Origin of the sequence: Mycobacterium cookii (assembly GCF_010727945.1) — a bacterium.
In the GTDB taxonomy this organism is placed as follows: Bacteria; Actinomycetota; Actinomycetes; order Mycobacteriales; family Mycobacteriaceae; genus Mycobacterium; species Mycobacterium cookii.
The window spans coordinates 1,321,614-1,335,872 of the sequence record NZ_AP022569.1 but is presented as its reverse complement, the minus strand read 5'-3'; the positions used below and the strand labels follow the sequence as shown (position 1 = coordinate 1,335,872).

The following is a 14,259-nucleotide window of genomic DNA, read 5'->3' as shown; positions in this document are numbered from 1 at the left end:
TACAGTATTACACATGCTGTCAATCAGTAACGCAGCGGTGGAGGATCGCATCTTGGCCGCCGCCGCCAGCTGCGTGGTCGATTTCGGTGTCGAGCGCGTGACGCTCGCTGAGATCGCGCGGCGGGCCGGCGTCAGCCGCCCGACCGTCTACCGCCGCTGGCCGGACACCCGGTCGGTGCTGGCCGCCCTGCTGACCGGGCATATCACCACCGCACTGAGCGACGTGCCCGCTCGCGGGAAAACGCGTGAGGCGTTGGTGCAGCGGGTGGTCGCGGTCGCCGACCGGCTGCGGGACGACGACCTGGTGATGGCCGTGCTGCGCTCCGAACTGGCGCTGGTCTACATCGCCCAGCGGCTCGGCAGCAGCCAGCAGATGCTGATCGACGCGCTCGCCGCGGACCTGCGGGCGGCCCAGCATGGCGGCGGCGTACGGGCCGGTGATCCCCGTCAGCTGGCCGCGATGGTGCTGCTGATCACGCAGTCGACTATTCAGTCCGGCCAGATCGTCCGCCCGATCCTGAACGACGACGCGCTGGCCGCCGAACTTGCCTACTCACTGAACGGATACCTGTCGTGACATCGCCCGCCCTGAACGCCGCCCGCCGCACCGCCGATCTGACTGCGCTGGCCGACGGCGCCCCGACCGACGTCGTCGTGATCGGCGGCGGCATCACCGGCGTCGGCATCGCGCTGGACGCGGTCTCCCGCGGCCTGCGGGTGACGCTGGTGGAAAAGCACGATCTGGCGTTCGGCACCAGCCGGTGGAGCTCGAAGCTGGTCCACGGCGGGCTGCGGTATCTGGCGACCGGCAATGTCGGCATCGCCCGGCGCAGTGCCGTCGAACGCGGAATCCTAATGACACGCAACGCCCCACACCTGGTGCGCGCCATGCCGCAGCTGGTGCCGTTGCTGCCGTCGATGGGACGGATGGAGCGGGCTTTGGTGCGGGCCGGTTTCCTCGCTGGCGACGTGTTGCGGAAGACGGCGGGTACGCCGGGGTCGGTTCTGCCTGGCTCGCAACGTGTTTCGGCGCAGCGCACCATCGAGATGGCGCCGGCCGTTCGGCGCGACGGGCTGGACGGCGGCCTGCTGGCTTACGACGGGCAACTGATCGACGACGCTCGACTGGTCACCGCTGTCGCGCGCACCGCGGCTCAGCGCGGCGCCCGGATCCTGACGTACACCTCGGCTTCCGAGGCCACCGGCACGTCGCTGCGGTTGATGGATCAGCGCACCGGCGAATCCTTCGACATCGCCGCGCGGGCTGTCATCAACGCCACCGGGGTGTGGGCCGGGGAGATCGACCCGTCGTTGAAGCTGCGGCCCAGCCGAGGAACCCACCTGGTCTTCGACGCCAAAGCCCTCGGTAATCCTGCTGCGGCGCTGACGATTCCGATCCCCGGCGAGCTCAACCGGTTCGTGTTCGCCATGCCCGAGCAGCTGGGACGAGTGTACCTGGGACTGACCGATGAGGAGGCGCCCGGCCCGATACCCGATGTGCCCCAACCGACATCGGGGGAGATCGGCTTTCTGCTCGACGTGGTGAACACCGCGCTGGACATCTCGCTGGGCGACGCCGACGTGATCGGCGCGTACGCGGGCCTGCGGCCGTTGATCGACACCGGGGCCGGCCACACCGCCGACGTCTCGCGTGATCATGCCGTCGTCGAGTCCGAGTCGGGGGTGGTCAGCGTGATCGGCGGCAAGCTGACCGAGTATCGGTACATGGCGGAGGACGTGCTGAACCGCGCGATCGAGCTGCGGGGACTGGTCGCCGGCGAGTGCCAGACCCGCGATCTGCCATTGGTCGGTGCCCCGGCGAATCCGGGGTCGACGACCGCGCCGATGGCCGGCCTGCCCGAATCGCTGGTGCTGCGCTACGGGGCCGAGGCGGCCAACGTCATCGCCGAATCGACCTGTGAGCGCGCCGTCGAACCGGTGGCCGACGGAATCGACGTCACCCGTGCCGAATTCGAGTATGCCGTCACCCACGAGGGCGCGTTGACCGTCGACGACATCGTCGACCGCCGCACCCGGATCGGGCTGGTAGTCGGCGATCGGGAACGCGTGATCGGAATCGCCGAGGAGTTCCTGTCCCGGTTCGGCCGGGGTGAGCACGATACCATCGAACGGAACTAATCCGTATCGGCAAGGACGGGGCCATGAACCAGGCGGCTGAACGACCGGCGCGAAGCCCCGGACGCCTCGATCGGTCTTTGGACACGGCCATCCTCGAGGCGACGTTGGCCGGTGTGGCCGAGCATGGTTATGACCGGCTGAGCATGGACGACATCGCGTCCCGCGCCGGCGTCGGCAAGGCTGCGATCTATCGCCGTTGGTCGTCGAAGGCCGTCGTGGTCGCCGATGCAATCGCCCACTGGCGGCGACGGCACGGTCCCGTCGAGCCGCCCGACACCGGTAGCCTTCACGGCGACATCGAGGCGCTGGTCGCGGCCGTGCCCGACTTCGATGCGGCTGATATCAGCACCATTCAGGTGATCGTCGGGGTCGCGACGGCGGCGATGCACAATCCGGTCCTGGCGGCTGCTCTGGACGATCTCGTGCTGTCCACGCCGCGGCATGTGGTTCGAGCCGTGCTCGACCACGCGGTGGCCCGCGGAGAGATCCCGGCCGGCCGCGATCTGAGTCTGATCCCCGATGTTGCCCTGGGTCTCAATGTGCTGCGGGTGATGACGGGCCGGCCGATCGACCGGGTGTACGTCCGGCGGGTGCTCGAGGACGTGATCTTGCCGCTTGCCGGCGCCGCTTCGCCGTAACCCTTGCGCGTTGCGCTCGGCGGTGCCACATTGGTCTAGACGGAACTGATTAGTTCCGTCTAGAAGGGAAAGCCGATGGATACCAAGCACGTCCCGGTGCTGATCGTCGGCGCCGGCGCCGCCGGTGTGGCCACCTCGGCGCTGCTGGCCAAACACGGGGTCAGTTCACTGCTGGTGGAGAAGCGGCGCGAGATCTTCGTCTACCCGAAGGCGCGCAACCTGAGCTTTCGCAGCTTGGAGATCCTCCGCCGCCTCGGCCTGGCGGACGAGGTCCACGCGGTGGCCGACCGGGTGTCGGACATGGTCGTCAAGCCGACGCTGAACAGCGCGGAAGAAGGAATGGCCATCGACATCGGCGCGGTTTTCGCCGATCTCGACGAGCTGAGCCCCGAGCCTGCCGCGCAATACTGCCCGCAAAGCAGCCTCGAGCCGATGCTGCTCACCGAAACCCGCCGGCGCGGCAACGAAGTCCGCTACGGGACGGAATTGAGCTCCTTCGAGCAGGACGATTCCGGCGTGACGGCGGTGCTCCGCGACGTGGATTCCGGCGAGTCCACGACGGTGCGCGCCGACTATCTGATCGCCGCGGACGGTGTGCACAGCGGGATCCGTGCGGCCCTGGCCATCACCACGTCCGGACACGGCGCGCTGCCGATCTTCGTGGTGTTCATCTACTTTCGCGCAGCCTGGCGGACCTTCGTGCCGCACCTCAGCGAGGGCGATGCGGTGCAGGTCAAAAACGCTGACGTCGACGGAATCTTCCTGGTGGCCAAGGACGACCTCGGCATGTTCATCACCACATATTTTCCCGGTAGGGGAGAGACCGCGGCGCAATTCACCCCCCAGTACTGCCGTGATGTGCTTACCAAGGCCGTCGGCGAGCGCATCGACTTCGAGATCATCGAGGTCGCGGCGTGGCAGCCATACGAGCAGGTGGCCGACCAATTCGATTGCGGGAGAGTACTTCTCGTCGGTGACTGTGCGCACACCATGCCGCCGTTCAAGGCCGGGGGAGCCAACACCGCCATTCAAAGCGCAGACAACCTGGCCTGGAAGCTGGCCGCGGTGTTGAAGGGGTGTGCGGGCCCGGCGCTGCTCGCGACCTATCACGCCGAGCGGCATCCGGTCGGCCGGTTCGCCGCTCGCCAGTCGCTCACCGGGCCGACAGTAGGTTTACTCCGGCTGGAGGACGAAGGTCCGGGGCTGCCGCCGGACGAGGAAGCGTCGATGTTCTCGCTGTTGATCGGCTACCAATACCGCTCGGCCGCAATCGTTTTCGATTATCCCGCGGCCGGCGACCCGGACGCGGTGTCATTGGTGGACGAACTGCGTGGCCAACCCGGCACCCGGGTCCCGCATGTCTGGGTGCGCGACCGCGGCCGCAGGGTGTCGACGCTCAACCTGCTCGGCTCCGATTTCACGTTGTTCACCGGCGACGACGGAGCGCCGTGGATGACTGCGGCGAAAGCAGTGTCCGCGGCACTGGGTGTTCCCATCGAGGTGCACCGGATCGACACGGAAGGGGCATGGGCGCAGGTCACCGGGCTCGGGCCTGCTGGCGCCTTGTTGGTGCGGCCCGACGATTTCATCGGCTGGCGCACCGACCGGCTACCCGTCGACCCTGAAGGCGAGCTCCGCCAAGCGATGTCGGCCATCCTCGCCAGGAGCTAGCGCGCCTATTACAGCGGGATGTTCTTGTGGCGCCCACGCCGGGCCGGCGCCTGAGCCAGTGCCTCGGTGAGCTTGCTGCGGGTGTGGGCGGGATCGATCTTCTCGTCGACCACGCCGATCTCGATGGCGTTGTCCACCCCACCGGCGATCCGCTCGTGCTCGGCGGCGAGCTCGTCGTGCAGCGCTTCGCGCTCGTGGTCGGGCGCGGCGGCCAGCTTCTTCTTGTGCAGGATGCCGACGGCCGCTTTGGCGCCCATCACGGCGACCTCGGCGTCGGGCCAGGCGAACACCTTGGTGGCGCCCAGCGACCGCGAGTTCATCGCGATGTATGCCCCGCCGTAGATCTTTCGGGTGACCAGGGTGACGCGCGGAACGGTGGCCTCGCCGAATGCGTGCAGCAGCTTGGCGCCGCGGCGAACGACGCCGCCCCACTCCTGGTCAACACCGGGCAGGTAGCCCGGCACATCGACGATCACGATCAGCGGGATGCCGAATGCGTCGCACAGTCGTACGAAACGTGCTGCCTTCTCGGCACTTTCGGAGTTGAGGCAGCCGCCGAGCCGTAGCGGGTTGTTCGCCAGCACGCCCACCGAGCGTCCAGACAACCGGCCCAGGCCGACCACCATCGACGGCGCCCACTTGGCCTGGAACTCTTCGAACGGGGCATCGTCGTCGAGTAATGCGGTGACCAGCGGACGCACCTCGTAGGCCCGCCGCGGCGAATCCGGCAGCAACGCGTGCAGATCGGTGTCGTGCGCCTCGGCCTTGCTGCGGTCGAAATGTCCTTGCTGGCAGAACAATCCGACCAGCCGGCGGCCGCGCTCATAGGCGTCGGACTCGTCGTCGGCGACGATGTGGCACACCCCGGACTTCTTGTGGTGCGTGTCAGGGCCACCCAGCGAAGCCATGTCCACGTCTTCGCCGGTGACACTGCGCACCACGTCGGGACCGGTGACGAACACGCGGCCCTCGGGCGCCATGACGACGACGTCGGTGAGCGCAGGCCCGTAGGCCGCGCCGCCCGCGGCGAAACCCACCACGACCGAGATCTGCGGTACGTAGCCCGAAGCCCGGATCATCGCCTCGAACACCAGGCCGACCGCATGTAACGCCTTCACACCCTCGGCCAGCCGTGCGCCGCCGGAGTGCCAGATACCCACGATCGGGCTTTGCTCCTCGATGGCGGTGTCGTAGGCGTTGACGATGTGGGTGCAACCCTCGAGGCCCATCGCGCCGCCCATCACGGTCCCGTCGGTGGCGAACGCAATGGTGCGCAGCCCGTTGACGGTACCGCCGGCCGCCAGCACGCCAGAGCGGTCGCGCTCGTGCAGCAGTTCGAGGGTGCCGGGGTCGAAGAACCGGCTCAGTCGCAGCAGCGGATCGCGCGGATCGAGTGACTCGTCGATCGCCTCGGGGACCAAGGTGGTCATCGGACTTCTCCTCTGGGTGGGGTCCACTGTGTAGTTGATCAGTAGCGACCGAAGGTGAGGGCCACGTTGTGCCCGCCAAATCCGAACGAGTTGTTGATCGCGTACTGGTAATCGCCTGCTCGGGGCTGACCTGCCACCACATCCAGGTCGACCTCCGGATCGAGGTTCACCAGGTTCAAGGTGGCCGGGACGATCTGATCGCGCAGCGCCAGCACGGTCAGGATCGACTCCACCGCGCCGACCGCACCGACCGAGTGGCCGAGCGCACCCTTGGGCGCGAAGACCACTGCGTTTCCGCCGTGCGGGCCGAGTGCGTTGTTGATGGCTTTACCTTCGGCCACGTCGCCGACCGACGTCCCGGTGGCGTGGGCGTTGACGTGATGGATGTCGGCCGGGGTGAGGCCGGCGAGCTGGATCGCCCGCGTCATCGCGTGTCCCGCCCGCTCGCCGTTGGGGTCCGGCGCCACCATGTGGAAGCCGTCCGAGGTGACGCTGGCGCCCATCAGCCGGGCCAGGATGTTGGCGCCGCGAGCCTTGGCGTGCTCCTCGGTCTCGATGACCATCAGCGCGCCGCCCTCGCCGAACACGAAACCGTTCCGGTCTTTGTCGAACGGGCGGCACGCACCGGCCGGGTCGTCGTTGGTGGTCGACATCACGATGCGCATCTGGGCGAACCCGGCGATCGGCACCGCCTCGATCTTGGTCTCGACGCCGCCGCAGACCGCGATGTCGGCTTCGCCGAGCACGATCTGCTGCCAGGCCCGCGCGATGCCCTCCGAACCGGATGCGCAGGCCGACACCGGGGTCAGCACCCCAGCCTTGGCCTGCCGCTGCAGCCCGACCGCCGCGGCGGCGCCGTTGGGCATGTACATCTGCACGGCCAGCGGCGACACGGCCCGCATACCGCGCACCCGCATGTCGTCATAGGCCAGCACCAGCTCTTCGCTCGAGCCCATGCCGGTCCCGATCGACACTGCCAACCGGTTGGTGTCCGCCTCGGGTGATCCCGCGTTCTCCCACACCCGACGGCCCAGCACGGTGGCCATCTTCTGCAGGTAGCCCATCCGGCGGTTTTCGACCCGCGTCAACTGACTATCGAACTCCTCGAGCAGATGTCCACCGATACGAACCGGCAGGTCGAACTCCTCGACGAAGGGGTCTTCGAGCGTGCGGATTCCACTTTGCCCGTCCAGCAGCAGCTTCCAGGTGGTCTCGGCATCCGATGCCAATGCGGTCGTCATCGCGATACCGGTGACGACTACGTTGGGGAAACCGTTGCCTGTGGCCAACGTCGACGCTGTTGACATGGGTCTTTCGAACTTTCCTTTCTCGGTGTCCGACTACTCACTCGGGCAGTTCGCGACCGCATCATCGCCGGACGCTTCGAACCTCAGTACCGCCCGAAGGCCAACGCGACGTTGTGTCCGCCGAAGCCGAACGAGTTGTTGATGGCGTACTGGTAGTCGCCGTAACGTGGCTCGCCCGCAACAACATCGAGGTTGATCTCGGGATCAGGTGTCTCGTAGTTAAGTGTCGGCGGAATCACGCCGTCTCGCAGCGTGAGCACCGTCAACACCGACTCCAGAGCACCCACCGCGCCGATGGAGTGGCCCAGCGCGCCCTTGGGCGCGTAGATGGCCGCATGTTCGCAGCCGGCCGCCCGGATAGCGTTGGCCTCCGCCGTGTCGCCGATCGGAGTGGCGGTCGCGTGGGCGTTGATGTGGTCGATGTCCTTGGCCGAGATGCCCGCAAGCTCCAAGGAGCGCGCCATCGCCTTTCCGGCACGCAGACCATCAGCGGCCGGGGCCACCATGTGGAAGGCGTCCGACGTGATGCCCGCACCGAGCAACCGGGCCAGCGGCTTGGCACCACGGGCCTTGGCGTGTTCCTCGGTCTCGATGATCATCATCGCGCCGGCCTCGCCGAAGACGAACCCGTCGCGGTTCTTGTCGAACGGACGAGACGCGCCCTCGGGGTTGTCGTTATTGGTCGACATCGCGCGCATCATCGAGAACGCCGCGATCGGCAGTGCCTCGATGTTGCCCTCGACGCCACCGCAGACGGCGAAGTCCGCGTCGCCCATCACGATTTGACGCCACGCGTGCGCAATGGCCTCCGAGCCCGACGAACAGGCCGACACCGGGGTGATCACGCCGGCGCGGGCGCCGAGCTGGAGACCGACGACGGCCGCAGCGCCGTTGGGCATGATCATCTGCACGGCCAGCGGCGACACCTTGCGGGGCCCGCCCTCGTTCATCAGGTCGTAGGTCTCGACGATCTTCTCGGCGCCACCGAGACCGGTGCCGACCACGACCGCGAAACGGTCCGGGTCGACCTCCGGGCTACCGGCGCTCTCCCAGAGCTGACCGCTGATGTGCTTGGCCATCCGCTGGACGTAGGACATCCGGCGCATGTCGAGGCGGCCCATGTGATCGTCGGGCGATTCTTTGAGGTGCCCACCGATCTTCACCGGCAGGTCCCACTTGGTCACGAACTCGTCTTCGAGCACGTGGATGCCGCTCTCGCCGGCCAGCAAACCCTTCCACGTGCCCTCGATGTCAGGCGCGATCGATGTCGTCGCCGTGACGGCGGTTACCACCACATTGGGGTAACCGCCGTTAGCAGTGGAAGGTTTGGTCACTGGTGGTCTGCTTCCACCTGCGAAGGGCTCTCCGCCTCGAACTTCGCGCGCAGCGCCTGGGCGGCCTCGGGGTTCTCTTCCTCGAGCTTCTGGATGTAGTTGACCACGTCACCGACGGTGCGCAGGCCGGCCAAGTCCTCGTCCGGGATCTTCACGCCGTACTTGTCTTCGGTCTGCACCGCGATCTCGACCATCGACAGCGAGTCGATGTCAAGGTCATCGACGAAGGACTTCTCCGGGGTGATCTCCGACGGCTCGATACCGGTGACCTCTTCGATGATCTCAGCGATCCCGGCGATGATTTCTTCCTGGCTGACGGACACGTTGTGTTTCCCTTCGTAATGTGTTGTGTACTGCTGATTTACGTGCGTATGCGGTTGTAGTGATGAACAGCTTCAGTGATGTGGCTTGGCGGCCAACGGTTTAGAGCTCCGTCAAACCATCCAGGTCTGCGGGTGTCTTGATGGCGCGCGTCGGAACCCCGCGAAGTTCACGCTTGGCGATGCCGGACAGCGCTCCGGCGGGCGGAAACTCCACGATCGCCGTGACTTCGCGCTGACGGAGCGTCTCGGAGCACAGGTCCCAACGGACCGGACGGGTCAACTGCGCGACGAGTTTGTCCATCGCGTCACTCGCGGAGCTCACCGGCTGGCCGTCGCGGTTGGACAGCAGGACGGCGGTCGGCTCGGCGGTCGTCACGTTCTGCGCCGCGGCGGCGTAGCCGTCGAGGGCCGACGCCATGAACTCGGTGTGGAAGGCGCCGGCGACGCCGAGGGCACGCACCCGCGCCTTGGCCGGTGGGTCTTCGGCGAGCTTTTCCAGCGCATTGAGCCGTCCGGCGGCCACGATCTGACCCGCAGCATTGCGGTTGGCCGGCACCAGGTCGAGCTCCTCGAGCCGGGCAAGCACCTCGGCCTCGTCGCCGCCGAGCACCGCGGACATGCCGGTCGGCTCGGTGGCGCAGGCCTTGGCCATTTCGGCACCGCGGGTCGCGGCCAGCGCCACGGCGTCGTCGGCGGAGATCACCCCGGCGATTGCGTAGGCGGCGATTTCGCCGACCGAGTGGCCGGCCACGACGGCATTGTTGTCGGCCGACAGGCCGTGGCGAGTCAACTCCTCGTGGGCCAGCAGCGTGGCGGCGACGATCAGGGGCTGGGCGATCGCGGTGTTGGTGATTTCCTCGGTCGAGGCGGTGGTGCCCAGCCGTGCGAGGTCCAGTCCGCCGGCCGTCGACCATGCCGACAGCCGGTCCGCGGCGCCAGGCAGTTCCAGCCACGGCGACAGCATGCCCTCGGTCTGCGACCCTTGTCCGGGCGCGAGTAACGCAATCACGTTCTTAAGGGAACACTGTGAAGACGGTTTTGCGCGGTGTAACAGATTATGAACCTTGTCTTAGGTTTTTGTGGAAACCCCACAAAAACGCGCTCGATGCGACGTATTCGAGATCAAGCCGCGATCTGTCACCCGCTCGGGACCGTCTTGGACGGCACCACCAACTCTTTTTCGATCGGTCGCGTGACGGGCGTCACGATGTCACTTGCGAGGCTGGAATGCTGCGCTTGGTATGCGAGATGGCCGACGGTGGCGGCCACGCGGAGGACGTAGGCGTCGCGCGGCAGGGTGGGATCACGCCCGGTGAAGTCGGCGATCCGGCGCAATCGGTAGCGCACGGTGTTTGGATGAACGAACAACTTGCGGGCGCAGGCTTCGATCGCGCCGCCGCAGTCGAGATACGCGTCGAGCGTCTCGGTGAGCGTGGGTCCCGCGTCGGCCAACGGGCGCATCACGTCGGTGTGCAACGCCGCGACGGCCGACGCGTCGCCCATCAACGCCCGCTCGGGTAGCAGCTCGCGCGCCAGCACCGGCCGTGGCGCGCCCTGCCAGCCGGCTACGGCGTTCATCCCGGAAATCGCCTCGCTGGCGCTGTGATAGGCGGCGGTCAGCATCGGCGCCGTCGGGCCGATCACCACCGGCCCGTCGGAGAAGGCGTCGAGCAGGGCGCCGAAAACCTTGTCGGTCTGTGTCAGCTGGCCGGAGACGATCGCCACCAGATACGTGCCGTGCACGTCGGTGAGCGCGGCGCGGCCGTGGTGGGTGGCGATGTCGCGAACGTCTTGGCTGGCGCTGCTTTCCTGGCCCGCCGGCGGCGTGCCCACGACGACCGTCGCCGGTGCGGTGGTGTCCCAGTTCAGTGCCGCCGCGCGGGACAACAGCTCGGGGCCGGTGTCGCCGCGCACCACGGCGTCCACGACGCTTGCCTCCATTCGGCTGTCCCAGGTGCCGCGTGCCTCGGCCGCATCGGCGTAGGCGGTGGCGGCACTGAACGCCAGATCGCGGCTGTACTTGAGAATCCCCAGCGTCAGCGCGGTCAGCTGCTCTTCGTCCCGGGTCAGCAGCGGAGCGACCTCTTCGAAGTACTCCATGGTCACCCGCACCATGTCCACGGAATGGCGCAAGGGCATCCGCCGGGTGAGGTCCTGCGGCATCAGTTCGAACGCGCGGGCGGTGTAGTTGACGTTGCTGTCCGGGTCGGTCATCCACTCCACGAAGTTCGCCACGGCGGTCTGCACCACCAACGCCAAGCTGGCCCGCTGAGAGGCTTCCAGTTCGGCGAAGAACGGCAACCGGTCTTGCATGGCCGCCACCGCCTGGGTGGAGAACCGTCCGGAATACTGCTTCAGCCGTCGCAGCAATGACTCCGGCACGTTGTCCAGCAGTTCCAGCGTCGACCGCGGCGCCGGAAGCTTCTTGTCAGGCACCCCTAAAATCTACGCCAGTTATCTGGATGGTTCCGCCAAATGCAGGCCGGTCAGGCGCCCGGTCCGGGGTCGGAGGTTTGCGCGGGCGCGGCCTGGACGTCGTCGATGCGGTACTGGCGCGCGGCCGCGACCGGCACGGACGGGTCGATCTCGCCGTCGCGGGCCAGCGCCTCCAGCACGGCGACGACCTGGGATTCGGCGTCGGTGTTGAAGAAGCGACGGGCGGCGGGCCGGGTGTCGGAGAAGCCGAACCCGTCGGTGCCCAGCGTGACGAATCGCCCCGGCACCCACGGCCGGATCTGCTCCGGCACCGCGCGCATCCAGTCCGACACGGCGACGAACGGGCCCCTCGCCCCGGACAGCGCGGTGCTGACATAAGCCTCGCCCGCCGGTCGGTCCGGGTGTCGCAGTTGTTCCTTCTGGATGGCGACGCCGTCGCGGTTGAGCTCACTCCAACTCGTCACCGACCACACATCGGCGGCGACATCCCACTCGGCGGCCAGCATGTCGGCGGCACGCAACGCCGCCGGCATCGCGACCCCGGACGCCAGGATGTTGGCGGAGTTGGTGCGGCTCTCGGTGGCCCGCCGATAGCGGTAGATACCCCGCAGCACGCCTTCGGGGTCGAAATTCTCCGGCATCGGCGGCTGCACGTAGGGCTCGTTGTAGACGGTCAGATAGAAGAAGATGTTCTCCGGGTCCGAGCCGTACATCCGGGCCAGTCCGCTTTCGATGATGAAGGCGATCTCGAAGGCGAAGGCCGGATCGTAGGCCACCACAGCGGGATTGGTGTTCGCCAGCAGCAGCGAGTGGCCGTCGGCGTGCTGCAGGCCCTCACCGGTCAGCGTGGTGCGCCCCGCGGTGGCGCCGAGCGTAAAGCCCCGCGACATCTGGTCGGCGGCGGCCCACAGTCCGTCGCCGGTGCGCTGGAAGCCGAACATCGAATAGAAGATGTAGATCGGGATCATCGGCTCGTTGTGCGTCGAATACGACGTGCCGGCCGCGGTGAACGACGCGACCGATCCCGCTTCGTTGATCCCCTCGTGCAGGATCTGGCCGATTTCGCTTTCCTTGTAGGCCAGCATGAGATCGGCGTCGACGGCGGTGTAGAGCTGGCCGTTTCGGTTGTAGATCTTCAGCGACGGGAACCACGAGTCCATCCCGAACGTACGCGCCTCGTCCGGAATGATCGGGACGATGCGCGGCCCAACTTCCTTGTCGCGAAGGAGTTCCTTGAACGTCCGCACCACCGCCATGGTGGTGGCCACTTCCTGGTGCCCGGACCCCTTTTTCAGCGGCGCATAGATGTCGCGTCCCGGCAGGGTGAGTGCCTTGGACTTGGTGCGCCGTTCCGGTAGGAAGCCGCCCAGCGCGTGGCGCCGCTCCAACAGATAGCGGATCTCCGGGGCCTCCGGACCGGGGTGGTAGTACGGCGGCAGGTAGGGATCCTGCTCGAGTTGGGCATCACTGATCGGGATCCGGATTGCGTCGCGGAAGTCTTTGAGGTCCTGCAGCGCAAGCTTTTTCATCTGGTGCGTGGCGTTGCGGCCCTGGAAGTGCGCGCCCAGCGAATAGCCCTTGATGGTCTTGGCCAGAATCACCGTCGGCTGGCCGTGATGGTCGACGGCGGCGCGATAGGCCGCGTAGACCTTGCGGTAGTCGTGTCCACCACGCTTGAGGTTCCAGATCTCGGAGTCGCTCATCGGCTCGACGAGTGCCTTGGTCCGCGGATCGCGACCGAAGAAGTGGTCGCGCACATACGCGCCGTCGTTGGCCTTGTAGGTCTGGTAGTCGCCGTCGGGAGTGCTGTTCATCAGGTTCACCAGCGCGCCGTCGCGGTCGGCGTGCAGCAGCGCGTCCCACTCGCGTCCCCACACCACCTTGATGACGTTCCAGCCCGCCCCGCGGAAGAACGATTCCAGTTCCTGGATGATCTTGCCGTTGCCACGCACCGGGCCGTCGAGGCGCTGCAGGTTGCAGTTGACGACGAACGTCAGATTGTCCAGACCCTCCAGCGCGGCGACGTGCGTCAGGCCGCGGCTCTCCGGCTCGTCCATCTCGCCGTCGCCCAAAAACGCCCACACATGCTGATCGGAGGTGTCTTTGATGCCGCGGTCATGCAGGTAGTGGTTGAACCGGGCCTGATAGATCGCGTTCATCGGGCCCAGGCCCATCGACACCGTCGGGAACTCCCAGAAGTCGGGCATCAGCCGCGGGTGCGGATAGGACGGCAGCCCACCGCCGGGATGGCTGTGCTCCTGGCGGAAGCCGTCGAGCTGGTCGGTCGAAAGCCGGCCTTCCAGGAACGCCCGCGCGTAGATGCCGGGGGAGGCGTGGCCCTGGATGAACACCTGATCGCCGCCGCCGGGATGCGACCTGCCGCGGAAGAAGTGGTTGAAGCCGACCTCGTAGAGCGCCGCCGACGATGCGTACGTCGAAATGTGGCCGCCCACACCGACTCCGGGACGCTGGGCGCGATGCACCATGATCGCGGCGTTCCATCGGATCCAGGCCCGGTAACGACGTTCGACGTCCTCGTCGCCGGGGAACCAGGGTTCCAGCTCGGTCGGGATGGTGTTGACGTAGTCGGTCGACGTCAGCGACGGCAGCGCCACCCGCTGCTCACCGGCGCGCTCCAACAGCCGCAACATCACATACCGCGCCCGCGACGGGCCCGAGCGCTCCAGCATCTCGTCGAAGGACTCCAGCCACTCGGCGGTCTCCTCCGGGTCGATGTCGGGCAGGTAGGACGCCACACCTTCGCGGATCACCCGCACGCGGTCGGGTTCGCTTGCGCCGGTTGGATTCTTCGCCAGATCGTGGCGGACGAACTCGGTAGTCAACGCGCTACTCCTTGCTAGACGGCTTGCCAGAAGGAGGTGTCTGCTTGTGGCCGATCGAGCCGTCGCGGATGGTCTCGGTAACTCCTATCGTGCCGCACCGCGGGTCGCACTGCGTAGCGCCCGGGCAAGCCGGGCCGC

Annotated in this window: 11 protein-coding genes; 4 read left to right on the top strand and 7 right to left on the bottom strand. The window is 67.2% G+C overall.

Features of this window, described 5'->3' with window-relative positions; all coding sequences use genetic code 11:
* The first annotated feature begins 13 nt into the window (after positions 1 to 13).
* The 4 genes from G6N27_RS06455 to G6N27_RS06440 all read left to right on the top strand — a co-directional run bounded on the left by G6N27_RS06455 (position 14) and on the right by G6N27_RS06440 (position 4,448).
* Complete coding sequence (locus tag G6N27_RS06455; RefSeq protein ID WP_163775588.1) at positions 14 to 577, top strand: TetR/AcrR family transcriptional regulator; 564 nt, start codon at positions 14 to 16, stop codon at positions 575 to 577.
* Positions 574 to 2,139: a glycerol-3-phosphate dehydrogenase/oxidase gene (locus G6N27_RS06450; protein ID WP_372512930.1), complete on the top strand. Its 1,566-nt coding sequence runs from the start codon at positions 574 to 576 to the stop codon at positions 2,137 to 2,139. The genes G6N27_RS06455 and G6N27_RS06450 overlap by 4 nt, the downstream gene beginning before the upstream one ends.
* A 23-nt stretch (positions 2,140 to 2,162) precedes the next feature.
* Positions 2,163 to 2,777 carry a TetR/AcrR family transcriptional regulator gene (locus G6N27_RS06445; protein WP_163775587.1) on the top strand — a complete coding sequence of 205 codons (615 nt, stop codon included), beginning with the start codon at positions 2,163 to 2,165 and terminating at the stop codon, positions 2,775 to 2,777.
* Positions 2,778 to 2,852: 75 nt separating this feature from the next.
* The gene (locus G6N27_RS06440; protein ID WP_163775586.1) at positions 2,853 to 4,448 is read left to right on the top strand and encodes an FAD-dependent monooxygenase; all 1,596 of its coding nucleotides are present in this window, start codon (positions 2,853 to 2,855) and stop codon (positions 4,446 to 4,448) included.
* Between the two features lie 8 nt (positions 4,449 to 4,456).
* Here G6N27_RS06440 and G6N27_RS06435 read toward each other — a convergent pair whose 3' ends face one another.
* The 7 genes from G6N27_RS06435 to aceE form a co-directional block, all read right to left on the bottom strand.
* On the bottom strand, positions 4,457 to 5,878 hold the full coding sequence (locus tag G6N27_RS06435; RefSeq protein WP_163775585.1) for an acyl-CoA carboxylase subunit beta: 1,422 nt from the start codon (positions 5,876 to 5,878) through the stop codon (positions 4,457 to 4,459).
* A gap of 38 nt (positions 5,879 to 5,916) precedes the next feature.
* The gene (kasB, locus tag G6N27_RS06430) at positions 5,917 to 7,185 is read right to left on the bottom strand and encodes a 3-oxoacyl-ACP synthase KasB (protein ID WP_163775584.1); all 1,269 of its coding nucleotides are present in this window, start codon (positions 7,183 to 7,185) and stop codon (positions 5,917 to 5,919) included.
* 83 nt (positions 7,186 to 7,268) lie between these two features.
* A complete protein-coding gene (kasA, locus tag G6N27_RS06425) occupies positions 7,269 to 8,519 on the bottom strand; it encodes a 3-oxoacyl-ACP synthase KasA (protein WP_163775583.1) in 1,251 nt (416 codons plus the stop codon).
* Positions 8,516 to 8,842: a meromycolate extension acyl carrier protein AcpM gene (gene acpM / locus G6N27_RS06420; RefSeq protein ID WP_163775582.1), complete on the bottom strand. Its 327-nt coding sequence runs from the start codon at positions 8,840 to 8,842 to the stop codon at positions 8,516 to 8,518. The genes kasA and acpM overlap by 4 nt, the downstream gene beginning before the upstream one ends.
* A 100-nt stretch (positions 8,843 to 8,942) precedes the next feature.
* Complete coding sequence (locus G6N27_RS06415) at positions 8,943 to 9,851, bottom strand: ACP S-malonyltransferase (RefSeq protein WP_163775581.1); 909 nt, start codon at positions 9,849 to 9,851, stop codon at positions 8,943 to 8,945.
* A gap of 128 nt (positions 9,852 to 9,979) precedes the next feature.
* Positions 9,980 to 11,278, bottom strand: coding sequence for a PucR family transcriptional regulator (locus G6N27_RS06410; RefSeq protein WP_232064897.1), 1,299 nt, complete (start codon positions 11,276 to 11,278; stop codon positions 9,980 to 9,982).
* A 50-nt stretch (positions 11,279 to 11,328) separates the two neighbouring features.
* Positions 11,329 to 14,121: a pyruvate dehydrogenase (acetyl-transferring), homodimeric type gene (gene aceE / locus G6N27_RS06405; RefSeq protein ID WP_163775580.1), complete on the bottom strand. Its 2,793-nt coding sequence runs from the start codon at positions 14,119 to 14,121 to the stop codon at positions 11,329 to 11,331.
* Between the last annotated feature and the right edge of the window lie 138 nt (positions 14,122 to 14,259).

Excerpts from the sequence above, each read along its gene's own strand:
- G6N27_RS06455 (WP_163775588.1), top strand. The coding sequence starts at position 14 with ATGCTGTCAATCAGTAACGCAGCGGTGGAGGATCGCATCTTGGCCGCC.
- G6N27_RS06445 (WP_163775587.1), top strand. The coding sequence starts at position 2,163 with ATGAACCAGGCGGCTGAACGACCGGCGCGAAGCCCCGGACGCCTCGAT.
- G6N27_RS06440 (WP_163775586.1), top strand. The coding sequence starts at position 2,853 with ATGGATACCAAGCACGTCCCGGTGCTGATCGTCGGCGCCGGCGCCGCC.
- G6N27_RS06435 (WP_163775585.1), bottom strand. The coding sequence starts at position 5,878 with ATGACCACCTTGGTCCCCGAGGCGATCGACGAGTCACTCGATCCGCGC.
- kasB (WP_163775584.1), bottom strand. The coding sequence starts at position 7,185 with ATGTCAACAGCGTCGACGTTGGCCACAGGCAACGGTTTCCCCAACGTA.